Source organism: Aridibaculum aurantiacum, assembly GCF_017355875.1.
In the GTDB taxonomy this organism is placed as follows: Bacteria; Bacteroidota; Bacteroidia; order Chitinophagales; family Chitinophagaceae; genus Segetibacter; species Segetibacter aurantiacus.
In genome coordinates, this window is record NZ_JAFEWC010000003.1 from 548,594 (window position 1) to 573,703 (window position 25,110).

At 42.9% G+C, this 25,110-nt stretch carries 24 protein-coding genes and 1 tRNA gene; 15 read left to right on the forward strand and 10 right to left on the reverse strand.

The genetic code is table 11. The features are described from left to right. Positions 1-189: 189 nt before the first annotated feature. Complete coding sequence (locus J4N22_RS15880) at positions 190-969, reverse strand: enoyl-CoA hydratase/isomerase family protein (protein WP_207496223.1); 780 nt, start codon at positions 967-969, stop codon at positions 190-192. Positions 970-1,249: 280 nt separating this feature from the next. Between J4N22_RS15880 and J4N22_RS15885 the strand changes: the two genes are divergently transcribed. Both J4N22_RS15885 and J4N22_RS15890 read left to right on the forward strand, forming a co-directional pair. Next, entirely contained in the window at positions 1,250-1,849 is a 600-nt protein-coding gene (locus J4N22_RS15885; RefSeq protein ID WP_207496224.1) for a trimeric intracellular cation channel family protein, read from the forward strand. 129 nt (positions 1,850-1,978) lie between these two features. Beyond that, positions 1,979-2,155, forward strand: a complete 177-nt coding sequence (locus J4N22_RS15890) for a hypothetical protein (protein ID WP_207496225.1) — start codon at positions 1,979-1,981, stop codon at positions 2,153-2,155. Between the two features lie 41 nt (positions 2,156-2,196). Here J4N22_RS15890 and J4N22_RS15895 read toward each other — a convergent pair whose 3' ends face one another. Next, positions 2,197-2,616 carry a cobalamin B12-binding domain-containing protein gene (locus tag J4N22_RS15895; protein ID WP_207496226.1) on the reverse strand — a complete coding sequence of 140 codons (420 nt, stop codon included), beginning with the start codon at positions 2,614-2,616 and terminating at the stop codon, positions 2,197-2,199. 98 nt (positions 2,617-2,714) lie between these two features. Between J4N22_RS15895 and J4N22_RS15900 the strand changes: the two genes are divergently transcribed. The 3 genes from J4N22_RS15900 to J4N22_RS15910 all read left to right on the forward strand — a co-directional run bounded on the left by J4N22_RS15900 (position 2,715) and on the right by J4N22_RS15910 (position 5,787). After that, a complete protein-coding gene (locus tag J4N22_RS15900) occupies positions 2,715-3,050 on the forward strand; it encodes a hypothetical protein (protein WP_207496227.1) in 336 nt (111 codons plus the stop codon). 220 nt (positions 3,051-3,270) lie between these two features. Further along, positions 3,271-4,200, forward strand: a complete 930-nt coding sequence (locus J4N22_RS15905) for a helix-turn-helix domain-containing protein (protein WP_207496228.1) — start codon at positions 3,271-3,273, stop codon at positions 4,198-4,200. 147 nt (positions 4,201-4,347) lie between these two features. After that, on the forward strand, positions 4,348-5,787 hold the full coding sequence (locus tag J4N22_RS15910) for an ammonium transporter (protein WP_207496229.1): 1,440 nt from the start codon (positions 4,348-4,350) through the stop codon (positions 5,785-5,787). Positions 5,788-5,839: 52 nt separating this feature from the next. On the opposite strand, the gene guaB is transcribed toward J4N22_RS15910, so the two are convergent. Further along, the gene (guaB, locus tag J4N22_RS15915; protein WP_207496231.1) at positions 5,840-7,336 is read right to left on the reverse strand and encodes an IMP dehydrogenase; all 1,497 of its coding nucleotides are present in this window, start codon (positions 7,334-7,336) and stop codon (positions 5,840-5,842) included. Positions 7,337-7,575: 239 nt separating this feature from the next. Between guaB and lnt the strand changes: the two genes are divergently transcribed. The 7 genes from lnt (at position 7,576) to J4N22_RS15950 (ending at position 17,601) form a co-directional block, all read left to right on the forward strand. Next, on the forward strand, positions 7,576-9,144 hold the full coding sequence (gene lnt / locus J4N22_RS15920) for an apolipoprotein N-acyltransferase (protein WP_207496233.1): 1,569 nt from the start codon (positions 7,576-7,578) through the stop codon (positions 9,142-9,144). A 43-nt stretch (positions 9,145-9,187) separates the two neighbouring features. Then, the gene (locus J4N22_RS15925) at positions 9,188-9,979 is read left to right on the forward strand and encodes an alpha/beta fold hydrolase (protein WP_207496235.1); all 792 of its coding nucleotides are present in this window, start codon (positions 9,188-9,190) and stop codon (positions 9,977-9,979) included. Positions 9,980-9,990: 11 nt separating this feature from the next. Further along, a complete protein-coding gene (locus tag J4N22_RS15930) occupies positions 9,991-12,600 on the forward strand; it encodes a PKD domain-containing protein (RefSeq protein WP_207496237.1) in 2,610 nt (869 codons plus the stop codon). A gap of 115 nt (positions 12,601-12,715) precedes the next feature. Beyond that, positions 12,716-15,340, forward strand: coding sequence for a PKD domain-containing protein (locus J4N22_RS15935; RefSeq protein WP_207496239.1), 2,625 nt, complete (start codon positions 12,716-12,718; stop codon positions 15,338-15,340). A 106-nt stretch (positions 15,341-15,446) separates the two neighbouring features. Continuing rightward, positions 15,447-16,724: a UDP-N-acetylmuramoyl-tripeptide--D-alanyl-D-alanine ligase gene (locus J4N22_RS15940; protein WP_207496241.1), complete on the forward strand. Its 1,278-nt coding sequence runs from the start codon at positions 15,447-15,449 to the stop codon at positions 16,722-16,724. A gap of 86 nt (positions 16,725-16,810) precedes the next feature. After that, entirely contained in the window at positions 16,811-17,125 is a 315-nt protein-coding gene (trxA, locus tag J4N22_RS15945; RefSeq protein WP_207496243.1) for a thioredoxin, read from the forward strand. A gap of 20 nt (positions 17,126-17,145) precedes the next feature. Further along, entirely contained in the window at positions 17,146-17,601 is a 456-nt protein-coding gene (locus tag J4N22_RS15950) for a DUF983 domain-containing protein (RefSeq protein WP_207496245.1), read from the forward strand. A 2-nt stretch (positions 17,602-17,603) separates the two neighbouring features. Here the strand turns inward: J4N22_RS15950 and J4N22_RS15955 are convergent, their stop codons facing one another. Next, on the reverse strand, positions 17,604-18,071 hold the full coding sequence (locus J4N22_RS15955; protein ID WP_207496247.1) for a hypothetical protein: 468 nt from the start codon (positions 18,069-18,071) through the stop codon (positions 17,604-17,606). A 331-nt stretch (positions 18,072-18,402) separates the two neighbouring features. On the opposite strand from J4N22_RS15955, the gene J4N22_RS15960 reads away from it, so the two are divergent. Next, positions 18,403-18,489: transfer RNA gene (locus J4N22_RS15960), tRNA-Ser, on the forward strand. Positions 18,490-18,556: 67 nt separating this feature from the next. Here J4N22_RS15960 and J4N22_RS15965 read toward each other — a convergent pair. Further along, positions 18,557-19,336: a TatD family hydrolase gene (locus tag J4N22_RS15965; protein ID WP_207496248.1), complete on the reverse strand. Its 780-nt coding sequence runs from the start codon at positions 19,334-19,336 to the stop codon at positions 18,557-18,559. A gap of 103 nt (positions 19,337-19,439) precedes the next feature. Between J4N22_RS15965 and J4N22_RS15970 the strand changes: the two genes are divergently transcribed. Continuing rightward, positions 19,440-20,339, forward strand: a complete 900-nt coding sequence (locus J4N22_RS15970) for a hypothetical protein (RefSeq protein ID WP_207496250.1) — start codon at positions 19,440-19,442, stop codon at positions 20,337-20,339. A gap of 139 nt (positions 20,340-20,478) precedes the next feature. On the opposite strand, the gene J4N22_RS15975 is transcribed toward J4N22_RS15970, so the two are convergent. Continuing rightward, positions 20,479-21,093, reverse strand: a complete 615-nt coding sequence (locus J4N22_RS15975; RefSeq protein WP_207496252.1) for a polysaccharide deacetylase family protein — start codon at positions 21,091-21,093, stop codon at positions 20,479-20,481. Between the two features lie 30 nt (positions 21,094-21,123). Next, positions 21,124-22,068, reverse strand: a complete 945-nt coding sequence (locus J4N22_RS15980; protein ID WP_207496253.1) for an ARPP-1 family domain-containing protein — start codon at positions 22,066-22,068, stop codon at positions 21,124-21,126. A 58-nt stretch (positions 22,069-22,126) separates the two neighbouring features. On the opposite strand from J4N22_RS15980, the gene gltX reads away from it, so the two are divergent. Beyond that, on the forward strand, positions 22,127-23,659 hold the full coding sequence (gene gltX, locus J4N22_RS15985; protein WP_207497021.1) for a glutamate--tRNA ligase: 1,533 nt from the start codon (positions 22,127-22,129) through the stop codon (positions 23,657-23,659). A gap of 127 nt (positions 23,660-23,786) precedes the next feature. Here gltX and rplI read toward each other — a convergent pair whose 3' ends face one another. The 3 genes from rplI to rpsF all read right to left on the reverse strand — a co-directional run bounded on the left by rplI (position 23,787) and on the right by rpsF (position 24,998). After that, positions 23,787-24,233, reverse strand: coding sequence for a 50S ribosomal protein L9 (gene rplI, locus J4N22_RS15990; RefSeq protein ID WP_207496255.1), 447 nt, complete (start codon positions 24,231-24,233; stop codon positions 23,787-23,789). A 139-nt stretch (positions 24,234-24,372) separates the two neighbouring features. After that, positions 24,373-24,639, reverse strand: coding sequence for a 30S ribosomal protein S18 (gene rpsR / locus J4N22_RS15995; protein ID WP_207496257.1), 267 nt, complete (start codon positions 24,637-24,639; stop codon positions 24,373-24,375). A 5-nt stretch (positions 24,640-24,644) separates the two neighbouring features. Beyond that, entirely contained in the window at positions 24,645-24,998 is a 354-nt protein-coding gene (rpsF, locus tag J4N22_RS16000; protein WP_207496258.1) for a 30S ribosomal protein S6, read from the reverse strand. Positions 24,999-25,110 lie beyond the last annotated feature (112 nt).

Consider the following 25,110-nt stretch of genomic DNA (forward strand, 5'->3'; position numbering starts at 1 on the left):
ATTAAACGTGAGTACGAAAAAGAGGAAAGGGTGTTTCCGGAAGAGTCGTCATTAGTTGCTGGTTGGAAGTTGGAGGTTGACAAGTGCGAAGCTTGGAAATGGATACCTCTAACCTCAAACCTTAAACCTCAAACCTCACGCCTCATACCCCAAACCTCACGCCTCATACCTCATCCCTCATGCCTCCACTCACTTCCCAATAAAATTCGCTTTCCGCTTCTCTAAAAACGCTGCTGTTCCTTCTTTTACGTCTTCGGTTGCGAAACAGTTTCCAAAGCCGCTCATTTCTACATCATAACCGTTTACGCTTTCTTTATAAACTGCATTGGCAGCTTCTATGCATTTCGCTACAGCTAACGGAGCTTTGGTATTTACAACAGCAAGTATAGAAGTTGCTTTAGCTAGGAGTTCCGCCTGCGGTACCACTGCGTTAACCAATCCATATTGCAGAGCAGTATTAGCATCTATGATATTTCCTGAGATCAATAACTCAATAGCTCCTCCTTTTCCGATCAATTGTACCAGTCGTTGAGTGCCGCCATAACCTGGTATCAATCCAAGATTTACTTCCGGCTGGCCAAATTTGGCATTCTCACTTGCTATTCTAAAATGACAAGCCATTGCAAGTTCGCAGCCGCCACCCAAAGCAAAACCATTAACCGCAGCTACTACCGGCTTAGGGCAATTCTCGATTTTGAAGAATATATCAAGACCGCGCTTTGCCAGGTTCTTTCCTTCGTCTACACTTAAGCCTACAAACTCACTGATGTCAGCACCAGCTACAAAACCCTTTTCTCCGGCGCCCGTTATAATTACACTGCGGATATCATCGTTCTTATAAACCTCATCCATTACCTCATCCAGGTCATTCATTACCTGTTTGCTTAGTGCGTTCAGTTTATCTGGTCGGTTAATGGTAATTGTAAATATGTTATTCTCAAGCTTGGTTAGAAGTGTTTGATATGGCATACTTGGTTATTTTATGATTTTGAGATTTCGGGATGTTGATATTTTGATATTAGGTTATGTCTGATGTTTGATTTCTGATTGTTGATGGTGGTTGGTTATGAACTTCATGGTTTATGATTTCAGGTTTCTGTCTCAATAGTAACCGCTGATTAGAAGTTCCGAAACTTTGAACCTTAAACCTCAAACGTTAAACCTCAAACGTTAAACCTGAAACCTCCTCCTCCTTCCCCTGCAAGATAGCAATGGCCACTTTTATTTCTTTGTTTTCTATCTTCCTGTTATGAATATTATAGACATCATCATCTATATAGGGATTTTTGTATTTGCGGTTACCGGGGCGCTAAAAGCACGCACCAACCAGATGGATATATTTGGTGCAGGTGTACTTGCTTTTGCCACTGCTTATGGTGGCGGCACCTTACGCGACCTGCTTATCGGCATTCGTATCAACTGGATGAATGATTATATAGCGCTTTCATTGGTAGTGGCTGCTGTTCTCATTGTATCGCTTCTTAAGAAAAACACGGGTCGTTTCACGGCCACTTTGTTTTATACTGATGCTATTGGCTTGGGCATGTTTACCATTGGTGGAATTGAGCGCAGTTTAGACAATGGTATCAATGAAGTGTATGCAGTTATCATGGGTGTTATGTCTGCTACTTTTGGCGGCTTATTGGGCGACATTCTCAGCAACCGTGTACCTGCCTTGCTTACACGTGGCGAACTATATGCTACAGCTTGTGCAATAGGCGGAACTGCATACCTGCTCATGCGAAATGCTGGTCTTCATGAATCAATGTCTTTAGTTATTACCGTTATCATAGTAGTTGGCCTGCGGGTGATCAGTAAAACAAAACAGGTAACACTGCCAAAGATTTAGTTTTATTGATCTCCAGTTAGCAGTCATTCATCGTTCCATATTAGTGATTGGTGCTATTTCATTTTTCAACGGCTGTTTTAGGGGGCAACTTTGTTTCATCAAAACAAAAAATCACCAAAACATCCAGTTATGACACACAGAATTTCATTATCAACAGTAACCTTATTAGCTATTGCCGCTTCTAAAGCAAAGCAGAGATCACAGCAAAATCAAGAGGTAGAGATGGACAATGCATTCAGCCATTGTTCGGTAAATGAGGCAGGCGAACTGGTAGAGATGGAGGAAGCAGATTGCTGCTGTTGCTAAACTTCGAAGGCAGCATCCTGTAGGTAGGATGCTGCCGTGTATCAGAACGGCCGGTTGGTATTTGCCCATTCCTGTATATAGGATGCGATGTCGCTGGTGGGGGTGCCGGGTGCAAATAATTTTCCTACACCCATCTCATTCAGTGCCTGCATATCATCTTCTGGTATGATGCCTCCGCCGGTAAGCAATACATCATCCATCTGCTTTTCCTTCATCAGTTGTATTACTTTGGGAAATACCGTCATGTGAGCGCCGCTCAAAATGCTGATGCCTATTGCGTCCACATCTTCCTGCAGTGCGGCATTCACCACCATTTCAGGCGTTTGGCGCAGGCCAGTATAAATTACTTCCATACCTGCATCGCGAAGTGCTGTTGCTATCACTTTAGCTCCGCGGTCATGCCCATCAAGTCCTACTTTGGCAACCAGTACACGTAACGGTCTTGTACGCTTATCGTTCATCAGCATCGTTATTTAGAGTGGTCAAAAGTACATCTTGTTTCCTTACCTGCTGTACATGAAGCAGTTGCTGTATCTTTAGAAACAACATACCTACACTTATGAGTACAGCAATAGCACCAAAAAAGACGTATGAACTCTTTGCCATTCTTTGCCTGCTTCCTGCGCTTTACATTCAGCTGCGGTGGATGATGGTGTTTTATAGTTCCGGCAATCTATCGCCTGCTGCACGCACCTCTACTTTCCTTGATCAATTTCCTGGTTTTTTGGCCAATGCGCGGTTACTAGCTTTCGTCTGCCTTGCCTTTTCAATAGCAGCTATAGCTTTTGCGCAGCGTAGCTTCAACCAACCTAAAACTTTCTGGAGGGTAAGCAGCTTCATTGTTGTTTTCATTGCTGCCATCATTGCTTTTCTTTCCATTTTCCAGATGCTGTAGAGGCATAAGTTTAAGGTACGAAGTGCGAAGTACGAAATAGAACATGCTAAATGTTTTAATGTTGTTCCTGACTATGAGGTTGAAGTTTTATAGTTAGTGTCTTTTTCTACTTCCTAACGCCTCTTGTCTAATGCCTCCCTTCTCCTTCTCTTGCCATAAAAATGTCAAATCATTTTTTACTTGCCTGCAAATCCATGTTTGTACATTAATTTTGCCGCACATGTTCAAACCACTAGATATTTTACGGATGGCTAACCAGCCAGCGCAGGAAGTGCCTCTTGATCTTCTCTTTGAGAAAGAGCAGGATCTGCCTGGTTCCGTTCAGTATTCTATTCGCAGGTTTTTCCCTAACGGCAAGTTCTCTAGTGACGACATGGGCATGATGGTTTACCATTACCACGGCAACAATTCCAGCAAAAATTACCTGGAGCTCAGGTTTTGTACAAGTGGAAACCGCTACTGCCAGGAAAAGAGCTGCAGTAGTTGCCATGAGTTTCCAACTACAAATTGTAGTGGTAAAATTCAAACGCTTGATGTTTACAGCTTTCACTTTACCGGTTCTTTTCTCAACCAGTTTACACACAATGTAAAAGTGAGCAACAGGAAAGATGAAGTGCTTGCTTTCAAACACCCGTCTTCTTTTACCAAGGTTTTCCCGCTGTGCAATCGTAAACGCAATGTATTAGATGGTTTCCTTAACCATACCTATACCGGCAGCCTTGAGAATATTTTCATCAATGCCAAGATACACGAGGTGCTGCTTTACAGCCTGGAGTGCTTGGTAGATGAGAAGGAGGAAGGATTTGCCTGTAAGTTTTTGGCAGATGAGGCTGGTAGAGAAAAGATCTACCTCGCCAGGGAAATACTTCTTCAGCATATTGGTGATCCCATCACTATAAAAGAGCTTAGCCGGAAGGTGGCAATCAATGAGTGTTACCTGAAAAAAGGTTTCAAAGAGATCTACGGCACCACCATTTTCGACTTTTACCAGCAGCAGCGCATGGAACATGCTAAATACCTGCTGTATGAAAAAGGCCTAAGCGTAACAGATGTTTCTGCGCTATTAGGCTATTCCTCTATCTCTCATTTTTCTACTGCGTTCAAAAAGCATACAGGCCTTAAGCCTTGCGACCTGTTGCTCCGTTCTTGATTGATTTTCCCAGCTTATAACAACTATTCAAAAGGCTTTTTGCGCCCTTTTCTTTACATGGTAAATAAAAATATTTAATTATTTCCTCTTCAGCAGCAGCTAAAACAGCCTAAATTGCTTCAAATAATAAACATTTAAAATTTTAATATGTTTCTAAAGAAGCTTACTCTACGCTCTGTTTTACCTTTTGCGCTTTTGGCTGCAGTTTCATTGGCTGCTGCATTTATTCCCTCCATGGCACCATTCAATGGTGAAGGAATTTACAACAGTGCGGACATTGCCTGGATGTTGATGGCAGCTGCACTGGTTTTCCTGATGACGCCGGGTTTAGCATTTTTTTATGGTGGAATGGTTCATCGCAAGAATGTGATCTCAACCATGATCAAAAGTGTGGTGGCAGCAGGTGTAGTAAGTGTATTATGGATCGTGTGTGGTTATAGCCTCAGCTTTGGAAGTAGCATCGGCGGCTTTATTGGCAACCCGGCTGATCACCTGTTTTTCAAAGATGTTTTTTCAGCTGCGCCATGGGCAGGTGCGCCTACTATTCCACTTGTTTTGTTCGCTTTCTTCCAGTTGATGTTTGCCATCATTACCCCTGGATTAGTAGTGGGAGCAGTGGCAGAAAGGATCAGGTTTACTTCTTACATCCTGTTCATTGTATTATTTAGCATATTGGTGTATGCACCTGTAGCTCACTGGACATGGCACCCGGAGGGTTTCCTTTTCCAGATGGGCGTTCTTGATTTTGCAGGTGGTACTGTTGTTCACATTTCTGCAGGATGTGCAGCTTTGGCGGGTGTTTTGGTTTTAAAGCAGCGCAAGGCACACCTTGAGCAGAAAGAAATTCCACCGGCAAATATTCCTTACGTACTTATAGGCACCGGCCTGCTTTGGTTTGGCTGGTTTGGCTTCAATGGCGGATCTTCTTTTGCGGCAAATGCTTTAAGTGTAAGCGCCTTTGCTGTTACAAATACTTCAGCAGCAGCAGCCGGTTTATCGTGGATGTTCTTTGATGTGGTGCGTGGGAAAAAGCCATCGGTTGTTGGTTTTTGCATAGGTGCAGTGGTAGGACTGGTAGCAATAACACCGGCGGCAGGATTTGTAGCTATTCCGCAAAGCATCTTTATAGGTTTTGTTTCGGCTATCATATCTAATGTAGCGGTTCACATCAAAAGTCGTTCACGAATAGACGATGCGCTGGATGTATTTCCTTGTCATGGATTAGGTGGAATAGTGGGAATGGTATTGACAGGCGTTTTTGCATCAAAGGCAGTGAACGACGCTGGTGTTGATGGATTGTTGTATGGAAATACTTCTTTCTTTTTCACCCAGGTGCAGGGGATGCTGGTGGTAGTGGCGTATAGCTTTGTGGTTTCCTTTGGTATTTTCAAACTGATCAATCTTATTCAACCTATACGCGTTTCTTCAGAAGAAGAGGAGCTGGGGCTGGATGCAAGCCAGCACAACGAAAACTATTCACAAGGAACACTGGTGGTAACACATACAGAGGTACAGGACGATAAAATTATTGAGGAGAAAGTGAAGGTGCAGTACCGGTCGGTGACAAAAGAAAAAGAAGAAGTATAAACTTCTTCTCCAGATAAAAAGAAAGGGAAGCAATTGCTTCCCTTTTATTTTATTAACCCCTGCTGTAGTTAGGCGCTTCCTTGGTGATCACCACATCGTGTGCATGGCTTTCCCGCATACCTGCATTGGTGATCTTTACAAATGAAGCTTGCTGCAACTGCTCAATATTAGCAGCTCCGCAATAACCCATACCTGCTCTTAGTCCACCAACAAACTGGTAAACTACTTCGCTCAGGTGGCCTTTATAAGCTATTCTACCTTCTATTCCTTCTGGTACAAATTTCTTTACATCGTCTTCTACATCCTGGAAATATCGGTCGCCGCTGCCTTGCACCATTGCACCCAGCGATCCCATACCGCGGTATTGTTTAAACTTTCTGCCTTCGTAGATGATGGTCTCGCCCGGGCTTTCTTCGGTTCCGGCAAATATGCTTCCCATCATTACCGCATTGGCTCCAGCCGCCAGTGCCTTCACCATATCGCCGGTGTAGCGAATACCACCATCAGCTATCACAGGTATGCCTGTGCCTGCCAATGCGCCGGCTGCTTCCATAACCGCTGTTAACTGCGGAACACCTGTTCCTGCCACTATACGTGTGGTGCATATAGAGCCTGGTCCTATACCTACTTTTACTGCATCGGCTCCAGCTTCAGCCATGGCACGTGCGCCGGCTGCTGTTCCAATATTTCCGCCAATCACCTGCAGGTTTTTAAAATTCTTCTTCAGCTTCTTTAATGAGTCAATTACGCCTTTGCTGTGACCATGAGCGCTATCCAGCGTTACCACATCTACACCTACTTGTTGCAGGGCAGAAGCACGGTCCAATAGATCTGCGGTAATGCCGAGAGCTGCACCTACCAGCAAGCGGCCATAGTTGTCTTTGTTAGCGCGGGGAAAATTGCGCAAGTGCATTATATCCCTGAAAGTGATCAGGCCTATTAACTTACCTTTCTTATCTACTACCGGCAGTTTTTCAATCTTATGCTTCTCCAGGATCTTTTCCGCTTTTTTCATGTCGGTGCCTTCAGGTGCTGTTACCAGGTTTTCGCTGGTCATCACCTCGCTAACTTTCCGTGTCTTTACTACTTCAAACCTTAGATCGCGATTGGTGATGATACCAACCAGCTTATGGTCATTATCCACAACAGGAAAACCACCTATACGATTTTCTTTCATCAGGCGAAGGGCGTCGCCTATTGTAGCATCAACACCGAGTGTTAGCGGGTCGAGGATCATGCCGCTCTCACTTCTTTTCACCTTGCGTACATGCTCTGCCTGTCGCTCTATGCTCATGTTCTTATGCAGTATACCAATACCACCTTCGCGGGCAAGTGCTATAGCTAGGGGAGCTTCAGTTACAGTGTCCATTGCTGCAGAAAGCATTGGAACATTTAAGCGAATGGACTTTGTAAGCTGTGCGCTGATATCTACATCGCGTGGAAGCACCTGGCTATAAGCAGGCACCAGTAGCACATCATCGAACGTTAAGCCTTCTGATAATAATCTTTGGGAATTTGTAGGAGAGGGGGAGATACGTTTGTTTGCCATGAGCAAAGATAGAGGCGTGAACAAATATCAGGCAAATAAAAGTTGAGAGGGAGGTGTTACTTAATCATTATCAAAAGGGAGTTTTACAAATACCTGCAGTTTAAAAAATTAGTTTACCAGCAATCAAAGCATTACTTGTACTAAAAGAATAGTATCTAATACAAAATCATTTTTACCAGTTTGCTATCAGGCTGCTCCTGTATTTTTACGGCAATTATAATTAGCAAAATATTCTTTCGTTGAAACGATATACCTCTTTACTATATTCCTTGCTTACTGGTTTACTACTGGTTTTTGCATGGCCTGATTCCTATTTTACCGCTCTTATTTTTATAGCCTGGATACCGCTGTTGCTGTTGGCTGATAAAGAGAAAAACGTGTACAGGTTTTTCCTGTTTTGCCTGTTGTCTATGTTTATCTGGAATGCCGGCACCACCTGGTGGATCTGGAACTCTACACCAGAAGGAGCCATAGGCGCTATCATAGCCAATAGCTTCTTGATGTGCTTGCCGCTGTGGGGCGCATACTTGTTCAATAAAAAATATGGTAACGTAATAGGCGTAACAAGTTTCATTGTTTTCTGGCTCTCTTTCGAGTACATACACCTTAACTGGCAATTGAGCTGGCCCTGGCTTACGCTGGGAAATGTTTTCGCAACACAGCCATCGTGGATACAGTGGTACGAAATAACAGGTGTAAGTGGAGGTAGCTTGTGGGTACTGCTGGTAAATATTTTACTTTTTTCCTGTTATAAAAAGATCAATCGAAAGAAGTTGATCGCGGCTGTAGGTGTTTTGGTACTGCCATTTGTAGCATCATTTGCTCTTACTCCCAACGCTGCTGAACTAGAGGCTGCTGCCAATACCAATGTGGTTATTGTTCAGCCAAATATTGATCCTTACAGTGAAAAGTTTGACATGGCCAGTACCGAAGGACAGATCAAAAAGCTGATCGATCTTTCGGAGCAGGCAATGGATGAAAACACACGCCTGGTGTTGTGGCCCGAGACTGCTTTGCCCGTAGGCGTATGGCAGAATGAAGTGCAGCAAAATCATTATTACCAACCTGTGTTTGAATTTGTGAACCGCCACCCGCAGGTAATGTTGCAAACAGGAATAGAAGCTTACAAAAGTTATGGTACCAATAAGGAAACCATCACTGCACGCAAAAATGAAAGTACCGGCACTTATTACGATGCATTTAATTCATCCGTAATGATAGCGGCTAACCAGCCACTTATATTTTACAATAAAAGTAAGCTGGTACCTGGGGTAGAAACGCTTCCTACTTTCCTGATGTGGCTGGCTGATGTATTTGAACAATTTGGTGGAACTACAGGTGGATACGGAACTGACAGGGAGGCCAATGTTTTCAAAGCGCCTGTTAGTCCTTACGTTACTGCACCTATAATTTGTTACGAAAGTATATATGGGGAATATGTGACCAATTATATTCATAAGGGAAGTAACCTTTTAACCATTATGACCAATGATGGCTGGTGGGCGAATACTCCTGGTCACAGGCAGCACTTGCAGTATGCTAGGCTTAGGGCAATAGAAACAAGGAAGTGGGTAGCCAGGAGTGCGAATACTGGTATATCTGCAGTAATCGATCATTCGGGCACTATCAGGGATTCCCGTCCGTGGGATACCCCTGCAGCCATCAAATTTGCTATTCCTCCCATGCAGGGTGAAACATTTTTTGTTAGGAATGGTGCCTTGATTTTTGGGCTGGCTTTGTTATTGATGGGAGCATTATTACTGTACAACTTTTTGATGATGTTCAGGAAAAAAGTTCTCAAAAAATAGTTCCTCGTTTTTTCCTGGCTCTGCTTCACAAAAGTATTGATGCATGGAAAAAACATTTACCTACCAAAATACTTCTATTAGCTACCACGTGTACGGCACAGGCCAGCCCGTAGTGCTGTTGCATGGCTTTGGCGAAGACCGGAGTATTTGGGCGAACCAGGTAAAGTTCCTCGAACCTCATTGTCGTCTTATTGTTCCTGACCTGCCAGGTACTGGAAAATCAGCTTTGCTTGCGAATGCAACTTCAATTGATGATTATGCTGATTGTATTTTTCACCTGCTTCAACATGAACAAATAAAAGAGCCCATTCTTTTAGGCCACAGTTTGGGGGGATATATTACCCTCGCAATTGTAGAAAAGTTTCCAGCTATTGTAAAAGCGTTTGGTCTTATTCATTCTACCGCGTTTGCCGATTCTGAAGAGAAAAAAAAGGTGCGTGAAAAAGGTGTTCAGATGATAAATGAATACGGTTCATATGCATTTTTAAAAAATACGATTCCTAATTTATTTTCTGATAATTTTAAGAAGAAGAACAACCAGGTAATTCAAGACCTCATCCTGGCCAGTTCTTCCTTCTCTCCTGAAGCTTTGATCCAATATTACCTGGCAATGAAAGACCGGCCAGACAGAACAAGTGTTTTGCAAAATGCTACGGTTCCTGTGCTTTTTGTTATAGGAAAAGAAGATGTAGCCGCACCCCTGGATGATCTTAAAAAACAAACCTCTTTGCCGAAGCAACCGTATGTGCATGTAATGGAAGATGTAGGACATATGGGCATGCTGGAAGCAACCGACCAACTGAATGAGTATATGCTAGAGTTTATTAACAGATAACATGCAGTAGCATGATGAAAATTCTTTTTTTGCTTTTATTGGTCAGTACATCGATCAGTACCTATGCCTCGCACATTACAGGGGGAGAGTTGATGTACACATATATAGGACCCGGCTCTAACCCTGGTACCGACCGCTATAGGATCACCCTACGCTTATTCAGAGATTGTTTTTCAACCGGTCCGCTGCTACAGGGCGAACAAGTAAGGGTTGGTATTTACAATACCCAATCAAACGCACTCATTCATACTCTACAACTTCCTCTTTCATCAGACGTAAGTACACTTGCTTTAAATACAAATAATTTTCCTTGCCTGGTGGGTAGCCCAAAAGTTTGCTACCAGATAGCGTATTATAGCAATGTAATAGACCTTGAACGAAATGCCGGTGGCTATACGCTGGTTCAAACCGCCTGTTGCCGCATTGGGGGTATAACCAATATTGCCAATTCTAATAATGCCGGTGCAACCTATACCACCCGAATTCCAGGAACCGTGCTAATTGGCCAGCAAATCAATAACAGCCCGCAGTTCCAACTACGGGATACAGCGCTTGTTTGCTCTTCAAAAAGTTTTCGCCTTCCATTTACCGCTACCGATGTAGATGGTGATTCACTTAGCTATGCATTCGTGGATGCATATGGAAACGTGACAGCTAATAACCAGCCACTTCCTCCAACATTGGTGTTGAGCAGCGTTGCTTACCAGGGGCAGTATAACGGGCAAAATCCATTGGGTCCTGAAGTTTCCATTAATCCAAGTAATGGATTGATAACAGGTCGTGCGCCAGCCACAGGTAGGTATGTAGTGGCTGTAAGTGTAATAGAGTGGCGCAATGGAAGGGTGATAAACGAACACAGGAAAGATTTTATATTATCCGTTCAGCATTGCGATTTTGTTTCTGCCGAACTTCCTGATTACCGGGTAATCTGTGATGATTTCACCGTAAGCTTTGAAAATGGATCCTATTCATCATTGGTCACATCCTACAGTTGGACTTTTGGTGATCCTACTACTACGTCCGATGTTTCAAATAATCCTGTTCCGTCATATACTTATTCTGATACCGGTATATATCGTGTAAAACTGGTGGTGCAAGGTGGAAATGGATGTGCTGATTCTGCAGAGGCTGATGTAGCTGTTTACCCTGGTTTTGATGTGAAATTTGGTGCTATTCCGCATTGCAGTAACAATCTTTCCCGCTTTTACGACTCTACATCTGCTGCTTATGGTAGTGTGAATTCATGGAAATGGAATTTTGGTGATCCTGCGGTTTTAACTGATACCTCTTCTGTTCGTGATCCATCGTACCGGTATACAGCAGTTGGCTCGTACCCAGTGACCTTGGTGGCTACTTCTACAAAAGGTTGCGTGGACTCTTCTACAAGAAATATTGTGATAAACGACAAGCCTTACTTGCACCTGCCTTTCAAGGATACGGTTGTTTGTGGTTTTGATACGTTACAGTTGTTCGCACAAGGAACAGGTGAATTTAGTTGGGCGCCCAATAATTTTATTTCTAATGCTAATTCGGCTAATCCTCACGTATACCCGCCTTCCAGTGCTATTTATATTGTTACCTTAAATGATAATAATTGTATTGGTAGAGATACAGTGCGCATAACCAAGTTGAACAGCATTACCATGACAACTGGTCGGGATACGCTTATATGTACAACTGATACGCTTGATCTTCGAGCGGTCAGTGCAGCAAACTATTACACATGGGCTCCGGCCAGTTCGGTACGAAGTAGTACATCGGCCAATACTTCCAGTTTGCCATTGAACAACAATACAATGTTTACCGTTACCGGCACTTTAGGAAGGTGTACTGCTTCAGCCAGTTTGCAAGTGCAGGTTGCGCCATACCCAGTAGCAAATGCAGGTGCAGATGTAAGCATATGCCCTGATTCAAAGGTTCAGCTACAGGGGGCGGTACAGGGTGATGGTTTTTCCTGGACACCTAACTATGCTTTACTGCATGGAACCACCCTTAATCCAATGGTGGCTCCTTCCCAAACCACTCCTTATGTATTAACCGCCAGGTACAACAGCGGCTGCCCTAAACCGGTAAGTGATACAGTTATCGTTTCTGTTCATCCTAATCCTGTTGCTTTTGCGGGGCATGATACAGCCATTGTGGAAGGGCAGCCATTGCAACTATTTGCCTCAGGTGGCATTACTTACCAATGGTCGCCAGCTACTTATTTATCTGATCCATTTGTTTCCAGCCCATTGGTAAAAATGCCTTCAGAGCTAGATACCCTTAAGTATATGCTTAAGGTGACCGACGAAAATGGGTGCAGTGACTACGATGATATCACCATTTCAAAATTCCGAACAGGAGCCACCATTATTGTACCCACAGGATTTACTCCAAATGGAGATGGCAAAAATGATGTACTGCGTCCTGTACTTGCCGGTATCAAACAGCTAGATTTCTTCCGCATATACAACCGATGGGGGCAACTTTTATTTGAAACCCGCGAACACGGTAAAGGCTGGAATGGTACTATTAATGGTAAAGAACAAAATCCGGGCACTTATGTATTTGTAATACAAGCACAGGATTACCTGGGAAGGCCTGTCCAACAAAAAGGTACTATTGTTCTCATAAGGTAAGCAGCGTATTTACTTTTTTCCCTATCTACAATAAAATGTTAAGAACCTCCTCCTGCACAATAACAGGATGAGGTTTCGTACATTCACCCCCATAACCGCTAGTATTTCGAGCCCAATGAAAAAACTTCTATTCCTGCTTTTGATCATACTAACTGCAGCACCTTCTTTTGCAGGTCATATAGCCGGGGGCGAAATTTATTATACGAATCTTGGACCTGGTCAAACGCCTAATACAGATCGTTACAAGATAACGCTACGGTTGTTTCGGGAATGTTTCCCACCACAAGGAGGGCAGCCTACCGCCGATTTGCCAGTAGAGGTTTGGATGGCAGTATATAATCGTACTACGCCAGCCACACAATATGGTAGCACGCATATTGTTGGTATTGATGGTCCCAAACAGAAGTTACAAATGACTTCTCCAAACCCTTGTATCACCAATCCTCCAGTTGTATGTTACGAGGTGGGTACTTTTACTTTTACCGTAGACCTGCCAGTTACTCCCAATGGTTATACAATTTCTTTCCAAACCTGTTGCCGTACAAACGGTATTTCGAATATTGCCGGTTCAGGGGTTGGAGCAACCTATACTGCTGAGATACCACCTTCTGTGTTGCCCACTGATAAAAACAGCAGTGCGGTTTTCTCCTTAAAGGATACAACGCTTGTATGTAAGAACAGCAACTTCATGCTCGATTTTAGTGCAACGGATGCCGATGGAGATTCTTTGTCATATGCTTTTTGTAATGCTTATAACGGGGGTAATACTACCAATTCCGCCAATGTTACTCCGTCACTTCCTCCTTATGGAAGCATAACTTATAGTGCCGGTTTCTCTGGTTCTTCTCCTCTTGGAAGTCAGGTTACCATCAATCCTGCTACGGGTATGATCTCCGGAACATCTCCCGGTGCCGGATCGTATGTGGTGACGGTGTGTGTATCTGAGTGGCGCAATGGCAGGCTGATCTCCATTCATCGGAAAGATTTTACCCTTAAAATCGGGGACTGTACCCTGTCGGCGGCTGAACTGAAGCCAGATTATATTACCTGTGATGGGTATACGATGACGTTCCAAAATGAATCTACATCAGCAGGTAACAATTCCTACACATGGAATTTTGGTGATCCTGCCTCTGGCGCCAATAATGTAAGTAATCTGCCTACGCCTACACATACTTATTCAGATACCGGTATCTATACGCTTAAACTAAAAGTAGAAAATACAGTAGGATGCCGTGACTCAGCCACCGCACTTGTTCGTGTATATCCGGGTTTCTTTCCTGAGTTTGATGTGATTGGTAGCTGCTTCCAAACGCCTTTTCAATTTTTAGACAGAACAACTACTAATCATGGTGTTGTTAGCAGCTGGCGCTGGGATTTTGGAGATCTTTCTACCACTGCAGATACTTCCAGGTTAAGAAATCCAAATTACCAATACCCCAATTCGGGTCCTCGTACGGCCACGTTGATTGTTGGAAACAGCAAAGGCTGTATAGACACAATCACACGTCCTGTAGTAGTAAATGATATCCCGTTGCTTCAGTTGCCGTTCAAAGACACGCTTATTTGTAGTATCGATACACTTCCATTGATAGCTATAGGAAACGGTGATTTTTCGTGGACGCCAACTACAAATATGATCGGCAGCAATACTTCCAATCCATTGGTCTTTCCAAAAGATACAACCCGCTACATCGTTACGCTTAACGAGAATGGATGTATAAAGAAGGATACGATCATGGTTAATGTCCTTGATTTTATTACTGTAGAATTAGGGCCCGATACTGCTATCTGTCTTACTGATAGTTTGCGTTTCAATACAGTAAGTCATGCACTTGGGTATGTGTGGACACCCACAGACGGATTGAGCGATCCAGGTGTGAAGCATCCGATGGCTGCTCCGCTCACTACCACTAAATATCATGTGAAAGCTAATCTCGGTAAGTGTCCTCATGAAGATTCAATAACTGTTTATGTAGTTCCTTATCCACAAGCCAGTGTTGGTCCGGATGTAGAGATCTGCTATGGCGATCGGGTACCGCTAACTGCCAATATTGTCGGCTCTTCATTTACCTGGACACCTTCCAATTCTTTGATGAACCCCAACACGCTGACGCCTGTTGCAGGTCCTATGCAAACTACTTCTTACGTAATTGCTGCATACGATACCTTAGGGTGTCCAAAGCCATACAGGGATACGGTAGTAGTAACTGTTCGACCGCGGGTGCAGGCTTTTGCTGGGCGCGATACGGTTGTTGTTGCTAACCAGCCTTTGCAGCTAACAGCTACAGGAGGTGCTTCTTACCTATGGTCGCCTACAATTGGAATGAACAATCCTACCATTGCAAATCCCATTGTTACCTTGGGACCCAACATTGACTCAGTTCGATACTTGGTGCGTGTAACTACAACTGAAGGATGCTTTGAAGATGATGATGTAAAGGTGTATGTATTCAAAACGCCACCTGACATATTTGTTCCTTCTGCTTTTACACCTAACCGCGACGGTAAGAATGATATACTGCGACCAAAGCCGGTAGGTATCCGACTTTTCTACTACTTCAGAGTCTTCAATCGGTGGGGCCAATTGGTGTACAGCACCAGCGATATTGGTGCCGGCTGGGATGGAACATTAAATGGTAAAGACCAGGGATCCGGTACTTATGTGTATATGACAGAAGGAGTGGATTATACCGGGAAACCTGTATTCAGAAAAGGTACGGTTGTGCTTATTCGATAGTGTTTATTTCAAATATTTTTTAACTCCTTCCTGTTCTGAGGTAGGAGTTTTTTTATGGCCTGACATATCCATACAAACCAGCTAATTTTGCTGTAAAGCTTCTACTTTGACCATTTCAGAATTGTATGAAATATACCTGCAAAACCCGCAGGTACAAACAGACACACGGAAACTTCAGGCAAGGGATATTTTCTTTGCACTTTCAGGACCTAATTTCAACGGTAACCAATTTGCCTTACAGGCCTTAGAGCAAGGAGCCTCGTATGCTGTCACTAGCGAAGCAGTAGACCCGGGAAATGAGCGGGTGATAGTGGTGGACGATGTGCTGGAAACGCTTCAGCAGTTGGCTAAACATCATCGGCTGCAGTTTCCAATTCCTTTCATTGCCATCACGGGAAGTAATGGAAAAACCACCACTAAAGAGTTGGTACATACCGTGCTTGCCTCGCATTTTACAACCTATACTACAGAAGGTAACCTGAATAACCACATCGGTATTCCGCTTACGCTACTGCGCATAAAAAAAGATGCGCAATTGGCTGTGGTAGAAATGGGCGCGAACCACCAGCAAGAGATCGCTTCTTATTGCCAATATGTTTTACCTACGCACGGGATTATTACCAACTGCGGCAAAGCTCATTTAGAAGGATTTGGTGGAATAGAAGGTGTGAGAAAAGGTAAAGGGGAATTATTTGATTACTTACGTGCAAACGGTGGTGCGGCATTTATTTACAACGACTACGATTACCTGGTAGAGATGTCAGCAGGAATAGAAAACATCTATACTTATGGAACAATGGATGCTGCTGTAGTGGGGAGAGCCATGGAAGGCAATACATTCCTTGAAGTGCAGTTGCTGGATGAAGTTTCGCCTGCCATCATCACCACAAAACTGGTAGGTGATTATAATCTTCCAAATGTGCTATGTGCAGTGGCTGTTGCCAAAGCTTTTGAAGTACCCATGGAAAAAGTTGTTGCCTCTATTGCCGCATATGAACCTACCAACAGCCGGAGCCAGATGGTAAAGCGGGGCAGCAATCACATTATATTGGATGCTTATAATGCTAATCCATCAAGTTTGAAATTGGCTATAGAAAACCTGGCAGGCATAGCAGCTGATCATAAGATCCTGATGATTGGAGGTATGATGGAACTGGGAGAGGAGAGCGTGCAGGAGCACCAGGCTATCATCGACCAGGTGAAGCTGCACAATTGGGATAAGGTAGTGCTGGTAGGAGGAGATTTCGGAAAGATCATTCACCCTTATATATTTTTTAGTACCGCTACTGAAGCACGGGAATGGTTTCAACAACAAGATTTTCAAAACGCCTACATCCTTATCAAAGGCAGCAGGAGTATGAAAATGGAAACCATTTTGAAATGATGTATGATGTGAACCGGGTTCTAACATTTTGGTAAGGCAGGTGGCAGAGCTTTTGCGTCAAATTCTATTGGTAAAAATGATGGACTATGAATACACAAGCTAAAGAAACATTCAGTGATATCATTAATGGGTCAAAGCCGGTACTGGTTGATTTTTTTGCTGATTGGTGCGGGCCGTGCAAAATGATGAAGCCGATTTTAGATGAGCTACGCCAATTACTCGGCGACCAGGTACGGATACTAAAACTTGATGTAGATAAAAATCCTGCGGTAGCGCAAAACTTCCAGATTTCAGGTGTGCCAACACTTATTTTATTCAAAAAAGGGCAGCCGGTTTGGAGGCAAAGTGGAGTGGTGCAAGCGCGGCAACTAAAGACGATCATTGAGCAAAAGGCATTGTAAAAACAACTTTAAACACTAAAATGAGTGAAACCAAAAATAAGCCACTGTACCTATGGAGTGTGCTTACCAACAGGTGCCCGCGGTGCAGGCAAGGGAAATTGTTTGTAACAGAAAACCCTTACGACCTGAAGAAGAACACCGCCATGCATGAGAAGTGTCCCGAGTGCGGCCAGCCAACAGAAATAGAGGTGGGTTTTTACTATGGCACCAGTTACGTTAGCTATGCGCTCACAGTAGCTTTTAGCGGCTTTACTTTTGTGGCCTGGTGGGTGCTTATTGGTTTCTCATTGTACGACAACCGGATATTCTATTGGCTGGGTTTAAATGCATTTCTCTTGATCGTTTTGCAGCCGGTGTTCATGCGTTTGTCGCGCAGTATGTGGCTGAGTTGGTTTGTGAAGTATAACCCCAACTGGAAGCAAGAAAAAGTAAAAGACTATGAACGGATCGTTAAGGAGCAGATGAATAATTGGTAGAGTTATTCGTGGTTTAAAATGATATCAAACGGATCAGAATGATAAACGCCTTTTCTTGATCCAATACCAATAGTAAAACTTGCATCTATGGTTACCTGGTGAGAACCATCTCTTGTTTCTAGTATTCTAGGGATACTTGTATAAAAAACAGCTTTTTGTGGATCGTCCTGCATATCAGGATGTGTAACATAAACAGCTCCGGGAATAGTAACAGACATACCACCTGGCGCAGTAGCTGTAATGGCAAAACTTCCTGATAGTTTTTGCCTGTGAAAAATATCAGTATTTGTTTCTGATTTGATCTTGGTGCTGGTAAGGTTGATCACATCGTCCTGCTCTATCACATCTCCTGATTTCTTGCTTAGCCATGTTTTATTCAACTCCGCTTCAGAAATAATAGTGGCAGAAGCGGTACCATAAGCTGTATTCTGCGCCTGTGCAACTGTTATAGTTGCAAAAGCAAGAACCATACTTATGATCACTTTTATTATCATCGGTTAGTCGGTAGAAAACAGTTGTTTAATCAACTATTCGAAAATAGCACGAAGTGGCAGCACAGGATGTTTTAAATAGATATGGAGATAGCCCTATCAGACATTTTGCGGGATTTACGGTATCTGTTTGCGGGTTTCCACAAGAAGAAGAAGCAGATGTTCGTAAAGAGCGGTGTATTTGTGAAGGATTTGTATAAGTGATAATGCTTATTGAAGATTCGCAAAAGCGTCTTAAAGGCTTTTAAAATAAATTCTTGCTGTATATCCCACCACCTTATTTTTGCACCCTTCTCAACCAGAGATGTATGGAGAGTTGTCCGAGTGGTTGAAGGAGCACGCCTGGAAAGTGTGTATACTCGAAAGGGTATCGAGGGTTCGAATCCCTCACTCTCCGCAACAAAAAAAGCTCGCTTATTAGCGGGCTTTTTTTATTTCTACTGTTGTTATTTTCTTCCAGCGTTTTACGAAGTGCTTGCCGCATTGAAAATTATATCAGCATTTGCAGACGTGATTGCAGCGACTTCTTCCAGTGATACCTGTTTTACTTCAGCCAGTTTTTCCGCAATGATCTTTATATAACTGCTCTGGTTCCTTTTACCACGAAAAGGTACAGGGGTAAGAAAGGGAGCATCTGTTTCAAGAACAATATGATCAAGGGAAATATCTTTCAATACATCGGCAAGTCCAGCTTTCTTATACGTTAGTACTCCACCAATACCTAAGAGAAAATTCATTTCTATGACCTGTTGTGCAAACTCTTTGCTTTCGCCAAAGCAATGAAAGATGCCTTTCAATCCTCTTGCTGCAAATGGTTTTACTGCATCTATAGTTTCTTGCATGGCATTGCGTGTATGAATAACAATGGGCAACTTGTATTCCAGCGCCTTTTCCATCTGCCAGTTAAATGCCTCGTACTGCTGGGCTACAAATGTTTTATCCCAATAGAAGTCAAGCCCTGTTTCGCCAATGGCAACAAACTTTCTTTTTTGTAACCATTCATCTATAAGCTCCAGTTCTTGTTTGAAATTCTCTTTTACAGAGCAAGGATGAAGGCCAATCATAGGTATGCATACTCCAGGATATTTTACTTCCAGAGCCAGCATAGCATCCAGTACTGCGCTATCTATAGCAGGCAAATAGAACTGTTGCACACCCTCGTGCCGGGCAGTTTCAATCACCTGGTGAATATCATTTTCAAATTCTTTTAAATAAAGATGTGTATGTGTATCAACTAGTCGCATCCGGCAAAAGTGATATAATTTTTAAAACCTGTTAAACTATTTATAAGAAAGCACATCTATGCGTCGTTAATCAATTCTCTTTTCAACCAAAATTTTTTCTACCATGAAAAAAATAAAACTAACAGCTTCTGCGTTTATGATTATGCTCTCAGCAACCATTGCAATCACCGGTTGTAAAAAAAATGCCGGGGATGAGTTGCCACAGGAAGAAGTAAAAAATCTTCAAATGGTAACCGAAGCAGAGGCTGAAGCAGATGTTCTTTACAATGATGTTTTTGACAATGCAATGGGTGTAGATAACGAGATAGGTATAGGTGGAGGTATAGGTGTATTTAGAACTGCAGGCGAAGGTATTTCTGAAATTGGTCGTACAGATAGCGGAGGTCAAAGATGTTTTACGGTGACTATTACTCCAACTACGCAAGGAGTATTTCCTAAAACGGTAACCCTCGACTTTGGTAATGGATGCCCTGGAAGAGATGGCAGGATTAGAAAGGGTAAGATCATTACAACTTATACAGGTCGTATGGTGATGCCAGGCAGTAAAGCCACTACTACTTTCGATAATCACTTTGTAGATAGTGTGAAAGTAGAAGGAACCCACAGCATACAAAATGTGAGCACCAGCAACAACCGTAGCTTCAACGTAAAGGTGGAGAATGGTAAGTTGTTAAGACCGTCGGGCAACTACACATTGCACAACAAAAACAAAACCTGGGTACAAACAGATGGTAACGGAACACCCAACTTACCGGTAGACGATGTTTACAGCATTACCGGCACAGCGGGTGGTACTGTGAAAAGAGGACAAGTTACCAATACCTGGAGTAGCAATATTTTACAAGCTATCGTACGCAAGTTTGCTTGCAGGTGGCCAATAAGCGGAAAAAAAGAAATAACAAGAAATACAAGAACAGGAGTGCTTGATTATGGCGCTGGAACATGCGATAACCAGGCAACTTTCACCATCAATGGTACCGTACACAACATCACATTGAGGTAAGCATATTTGAACTACGTTTTCATAGGGTACGGATTAAAAAAGGGCCGGGGTTTCTACCCTGGCCCCATTTATTTATAGTAGTGCCGATGATTATTTATTGCTGCAGTACGAATGTAAGCGACAAGTTTCTTATACAGGTTTAAATCATGATGCTTTTACTTGTCCAACCTTTATCTTTTAAATATTCAAGTGTTTTAGGAAGTGCAGTCTCTAACCGCGGAAACGCTTTTTCACTATCATGAAAAACGACAATAGAGCTTGGCTGTACATTAAGAATTACATTTTGTAAACATCTTTCTGCTGAAATGCTGATATCGAAGTCTCCACTGATAACATCCCACATAATGATATTGAATACAGGCAGCAATTGCTTTACCTGGAATTTGCTGATTCTTCCATACGGTGGACGAAACAGGTTGCTGTCAATAAATTCACGTGCTACCAATACATCATTCAGGTACACAGCATCACCTGTTTTCCAGCCATTCAGGTGACCCATAGTGTGGTTTCCAACACGATGACCTTCTTCTATAATACGTTTATAAATACCCGGATGTTTACGCACATTCTTACCAATGCAAAAGAAGGTTGCTTTCATTTCGTACTTCTTCAGTTCATCTAATACAAAAGGTGTAATGGTAGGATGTGGGCCGTCATCAAAGGTTAAGAACACTTCGTTTTCTTTGGCTGGAATACTCCAGGTAAGTGTTGGGTAAATTTTTCTTAACCACCAGGGTGTCTTTACAAAATACATACAGCAAAAGAAAGAAAAATCATGCTAGCATCAATCGCCATAAGCTATAAGGTGAAAAACATTTCCTGCGTTTTGTTGCATGCGCCCAAACTGCGAAATGTATGTCTTCTGGCTTACTACATCCATTAGAAAATGGTCAAGAAAATCTTTCAGTTGTTCGCGGTCAACAGTGGGCGTGCCGGCAGAAGGATTGTTGACAGCTGTAGCTACGGCACTGTTTAGCATAGAAGGAAAAGCAATACGTGTGAGATCTGCTGAAGAAAATAATTCGCAAAAGATGATGCGGTTGCCAGTGATGGTAATGAACCCAGCAAAGGCGCTATCCGTTTGCCGGTATCTTTGGTTAAAGTAGTTGATGTAATTGGTATCTGTTACTCTTCCCCAGGTAAATAATTGAAGAATACTAGAGGTAGAACTTACTTTACCTGCAGCTGCATATTGCCTTTCTATTTCGCGCCATACATCATTTTGGCGTTTGTTCACATCCACTGTCCGTCTCAATTCTGCATTAGCCGACCCGCGAAAAGCAAACGGTTTAGGTTTATCATCCCATCTTCCTTTCTCCACACAGTACACACTTACATAGTCTGTAGTGCCTGCCTTGATCACTTTGGTCTCAGTAAAGATTCTGTCCTGTTTGCCACCGGATAGCATGTCGCCGCCCTGCACCATTACATTTTCTTTGGAGTCGTTCTTCATTTCGAGCGTGTAGATGTCTGCACCATCTTTACTCTGCACTTCGCGAACCTTGATTTTTTTTGTGGCCATAGCTTCGGCAAGTGAAATGACATGATTGTCTTCCTTGCCAATCTTTGGATCTTTATACCGAACTGGAATAAGTTGAAGATTTTTATATGTCCAGGCGGAGTCATATTGTATTTCCAGTTGATTGTACGTTAGCTCAGATACCTGGCTGTGTCCATGGAAGGCAGCCAGCAAGAGCGTTAGCAACAATAAAATCCTGGAATCGGCCATAGGTAAATATATATTTTAAATGAAAAACCTCCTCCTGCAAATTCTATCTTTGCGCCCTATGGAAAAGAAAGTAAGAGTTCGTTTTGCCCCATCGCCTACTGGTGGTTTGCACCTGGGTGGGGTAAGAACAGTTTTGTACAATTACCTGTTTGCAAAAAAGAACAACGGGGTTTTTGTTTTACGTATAGAAGATACAGATCAGAGCCGGTATGTTGCCGGCGCAGAAGAATATATACAGGAGTGCCTGAGATGGTGCGGCCTGCAGCCTGATGAAAGTCCTATACATGGTGGTGAGTTTGCACCTTACAGGCAGAGTGAACGCAAGCCTATGTACCGTAACTATGCAGAGCAGTTGGTACAGCAGGGAAATGCTTATTATGCTTTTGATACGCCTGAAGAACTGGAGGCCATGCGCACCAACTTTAAAACAGAAAGCAATCCTTCGCCGCAATACAACCACGCAGTAAGACAGCAAATGCGCAATTCACTTTCGCTTTCTAAAGAAGAAGTAGAAAAGTTGCTGGCTGATGGTGTGCCACATGTTATTCGTATAAAAATGCCGCAAGATGAAACGATCAGCTTTACAGATATGATACGCGGCGATGTCTCTTTCAACTCATCTCAGGTAGATGATAAAGTGCTATTAAAAGCTGACGGTATGCCTACTTATCACCTGGCGGTGGTAGTAGATGATTATGCTATGAAAATCAGCCACGCTTTTCGTGGGGAGGAATGGTTACCAAGTGCGCCTGTACACCTGCTGTTGTGGAAGTACCTGGGCTGGCAAAACGATATGCCGCAATGGGCACATCTTCCACTTATTATGAAACCTGATGGTCATGGTAAACTGAGCAAGCGCGATGGCGACAGGTTAGGCTTTCCTGTATTTGCAATGAATTGGAAAGATCCGCGTAGTGAAGAAGAAGCAACAGGATTTAGAGAACTTGGTTTTTTACCAGAAGCATTTATCAATATGCTGGCTGTACTCGGCTGGAACGATGGTACTGAGCAGGAGCTGTTTTCACTAGAGGAACTGGTGGAGAAATTTGCTTTAGAGAAAGTGCATAAGGGCGGCGCAAAGTTCGATTACGAGAAAGCTAAATGGTTCAACCACGAATGGATAAAACGCCTGCCGGTATCGCACTATAGCGAGCAGGTAAAAAGCTTATTACAAGCAGCAGGAGTGGAGGTAGAAAGTAATGAAAAACTGGAGCAGGTAATGGAGCTGGTGAAGGACAGGTGTACCTTATTGACAGACTTTGTACAGCAGGCAGGGTTCTTCTTTAAAACTCCAGCCAATTTAGATGTAGCTTCTGTACAGCCGAAGTGGAATGAAGACAAGGCTATGTTCTTCCAGGTGTTATCCGAAAAGCTGGTAACGCTGGAGCAATGGAACGCTTTCAATATTGAGACGTTATTTAAAGAAACCGCAGTTGAGAAGAATATTAAAGTAGGAGAACTGCAGCTGCCATTCCGGATAATGCTGGTAGGCGGCAAGTTTGGGCCTACTGTATTTGATATAGCAGCACTTGTTGGTAAAGAAGAAACCATCAACAGGATCAGGCAAGGATTGACGTTCATAGCTTCATAAATGAGAACCGGCAACTGCCGGTTTTTTTGGCTTTAGAAGTTATTGCAGCAATTGAAAGAGATGATCTGCTACAAAAGAAAAAGTCCACCTTTTAAGGGTGGACTTTTTCAAAAGATCTATTGAAAGATTATTCAGATACTACTTCAAATTCAACTTCGGTAGTGTTGCCATTACCAAAATCAATAGTTGCTTTATGAGTACCCAATTCTTTTACTTCATCTACAATGTTGATGCGTTTGCGATCGATCTCGAAACCTTTTTGGTCGCGGATAGCGCGGCTGATCTGTAGAGATGTAACGCTACCGAAGATCTTTCCACTTGTACCAGTTTTAGCACCGATTCTCAGTGGAGATTCTTTTAGTACAGCGATAACACTGTTGATCTCAGAAAGCAACTTAGCTTCTTTCTTAGCTTTTTGCTTTTCTCTTTCCTGCATTTGCTTCAGGTTAGAAGAATTAGCTTCAACAGCTTTTTTCTGAGGGATCAGGAAGTTACGAGCATAACCATTTTTTACGGTTACAAGCTCATTGGCTCCACCCAGGTTATCTACGTCTTGAATTAATATTACTTGCATGGTAAATTTTTTAGTTCCCAAGAGCCCAATCTAAGATTGTGACTGTCACCCGATGCAAACGGGATTAGGGATGGTTACTAAATTGGTGATTGGTGATCAGTGATTAGTTGTTCGTACAAATAACTGATCACTGATCTTTTTATTTCAAAAGGTCTGTTACATAAGGCAACAACGCCATCTGGCGTGCTTTCTTAATTGCATCAGCCACTTTACGTTGGTACTTCAGTGAGTTACCAGTAAGACGACGAGGTAACATTTTACCTTGCTCGTTCAGGAATTTCTTCAGGAACTCAGCGTCTTTGTAGTCGATGTACTTAATGCCATACTTTTTGAAACGGCAGAATTTCTTAGCGCGCTTCTCTTGCTTGATGGCGGTCAGGTACTTAATTTCATTAGCTTTTGCCATGATGATTATGCCTCCACTTTTTCGGTTCCTGTAGGTACGCCACTTCTTTTGCGGTTATTATACTCGACGGCGTATTTATCGAGCTTAGTAATCATGTGACGAAGCACTTGCTCGTCTCTCAGGAGCTGGATCTTCAGCTTCTCATTGAAGTCGGATTGCGCTTTAAATTCCGATACCCAGTAGATCGCAGTTGTCTTCTTCTGGATGGGATACGCAAGTGATTTAAGTCCCCATGGGTTGCTGTTCACGATCTCTCCGCCGTGCTCAACAATCATATCGGTGAATTTTTTCTGAGCTGCCTTGAAGTCTTCCTCAGAAAGCACCGGGGTAAAAATCACCATCAATTCATAATTGTTCATTAATCCCTGATTTGTGGTTAAAAAAAATAATTTGGGAGCGCAAAGGTAGGGGAATGAGCTGACAAAGCCGCAGCTAAAAGGGTTTTAGTGTAATTTTAAGGAAGGAGGGAAG

Excerpts from the sequence above, each read along its gene's own strand:
- rplI (WP_207496255.1), bottom strand. The coding sequence starts at position 24,233 with ATGCAAGTAATATTAATTCAAGACGTAGATAACCTGGGTGGAGCCAAT.
- J4N22_RS15975 (WP_207496252.1), bottom strand. The coding sequence starts at position 21,093 with ATGTATTTTGTAAAGACACCCTGGTGGTTAAGAAAAATTTACCCAACA.
- J4N22_RS15980 (WP_207496253.1), bottom strand. The coding sequence starts at position 22,068 with ATGGCCGATTCCAGGATTTTATTGTTGCTAACGCTCTTGCTGGCTGCC.
- J4N22_RS15955 (WP_207496247.1), bottom strand. The coding sequence starts at position 18,071 with ATGGTTCTTGCTTTTGCAACTATAACAGTTGCACAGGCGCAGAATACA.
- J4N22_RS15930 (WP_207496237.1), top strand. The coding sequence starts at position 9,991 with ATGATGAAAATTCTTTTTTTGCTTTTATTGGTCAGTACATCGATCAGT.
- J4N22_RS15935 (WP_207496239.1), top strand. The coding sequence starts at position 12,716 with ATGAAAAAACTTCTATTCCTGCTTTTGATCATACTAACTGCAGCACCT.
- J4N22_RS15965 (WP_207496248.1), bottom strand. The coding sequence starts at position 19,336 with ATGCGACTAGTTGATACACATACACATCTTTATTTAAAAGAATTTGAA.
- J4N22_RS15970 (WP_207496250.1), top strand. The coding sequence starts at position 19,440 with ATGAAAAAAATAAAACTAACAGCTTCTGCGTTTATGATTATGCTCTCA.
- J4N22_RS15950 (WP_207496245.1), top strand. The coding sequence starts at position 17,146 with ATGAGTGAAACCAAAAATAAGCCACTGTACCTATGGAGTGTGCTTACC.
- rpsR (WP_207496257.1), bottom strand. The coding sequence starts at position 24,639 with ATGGCAAAAGCTAATGAAATTAAGTACCTGACCGCCATCAAGCAAGAG.
- J4N22_RS15880 (WP_207496223.1), bottom strand. The coding sequence starts at position 969 with ATGCCATATCAAACACTTCTAACCAAGCTTGAGAATAACATATTTACA.
- guaB (WP_207496231.1), bottom strand. The coding sequence starts at position 7,336 with ATGGCAAACAAACGTATCTCCCCCTCTCCTACAAATTCCCAAAGATTA.
- J4N22_RS15900 (WP_207496227.1), top strand. The coding sequence starts at position 2,715 with ATGAGTACAGCAATAGCACCAAAAAAGACGTATGAACTCTTTGCCATT.
- gltX (WP_207497021.1), top strand. The coding sequence starts at position 22,127 with ATGGAAAAGAAAGTAAGAGTTCGTTTTGCCCCATCGCCTACTGGTGGT.
- trxA (WP_207496243.1), top strand. The coding sequence starts at position 16,811 with ATGAATACACAAGCTAAAGAAACATTCAGTGATATCATTAATGGGTCA.
- J4N22_RS15925 (WP_207496235.1), top strand. The coding sequence starts at position 9,188 with ATGGAAAAAACATTTACCTACCAAAATACTTCTATTAGCTACCACGTG.
- rpsF (WP_207496258.1), bottom strand. The coding sequence starts at position 24,998 with ATGAACAATTATGAATTGATGGTGATTTTTACCCCGGTGCTTTCTGAG.
- J4N22_RS15890 (WP_207496225.1), top strand. The coding sequence starts at position 1,979 with ATGACACACAGAATTTCATTATCAACAGTAACCTTATTAGCTATTGCC.
- J4N22_RS15905 (WP_207496228.1), top strand. The coding sequence starts at position 3,271 with ATGTTCAAACCACTAGATATTTTACGGATGGCTAACCAGCCAGCGCAG.
- J4N22_RS15885 (WP_207496224.1), top strand. The coding sequence starts at position 1,250 with ATGAATATTATAGACATCATCATCTATATAGGGATTTTTGTATTTGCG.
- J4N22_RS15910 (WP_207496229.1), top strand. The coding sequence starts at position 4,348 with ATGTTTCTAAAGAAGCTTACTCTACGCTCTGTTTTACCTTTTGCGCTT.
- J4N22_RS15895 (WP_207496226.1), bottom strand. The coding sequence starts at position 2,616 with ATGAACGATAAGCGTACAAGACCGTTACGTGTACTGGTTGCCAAAGTA.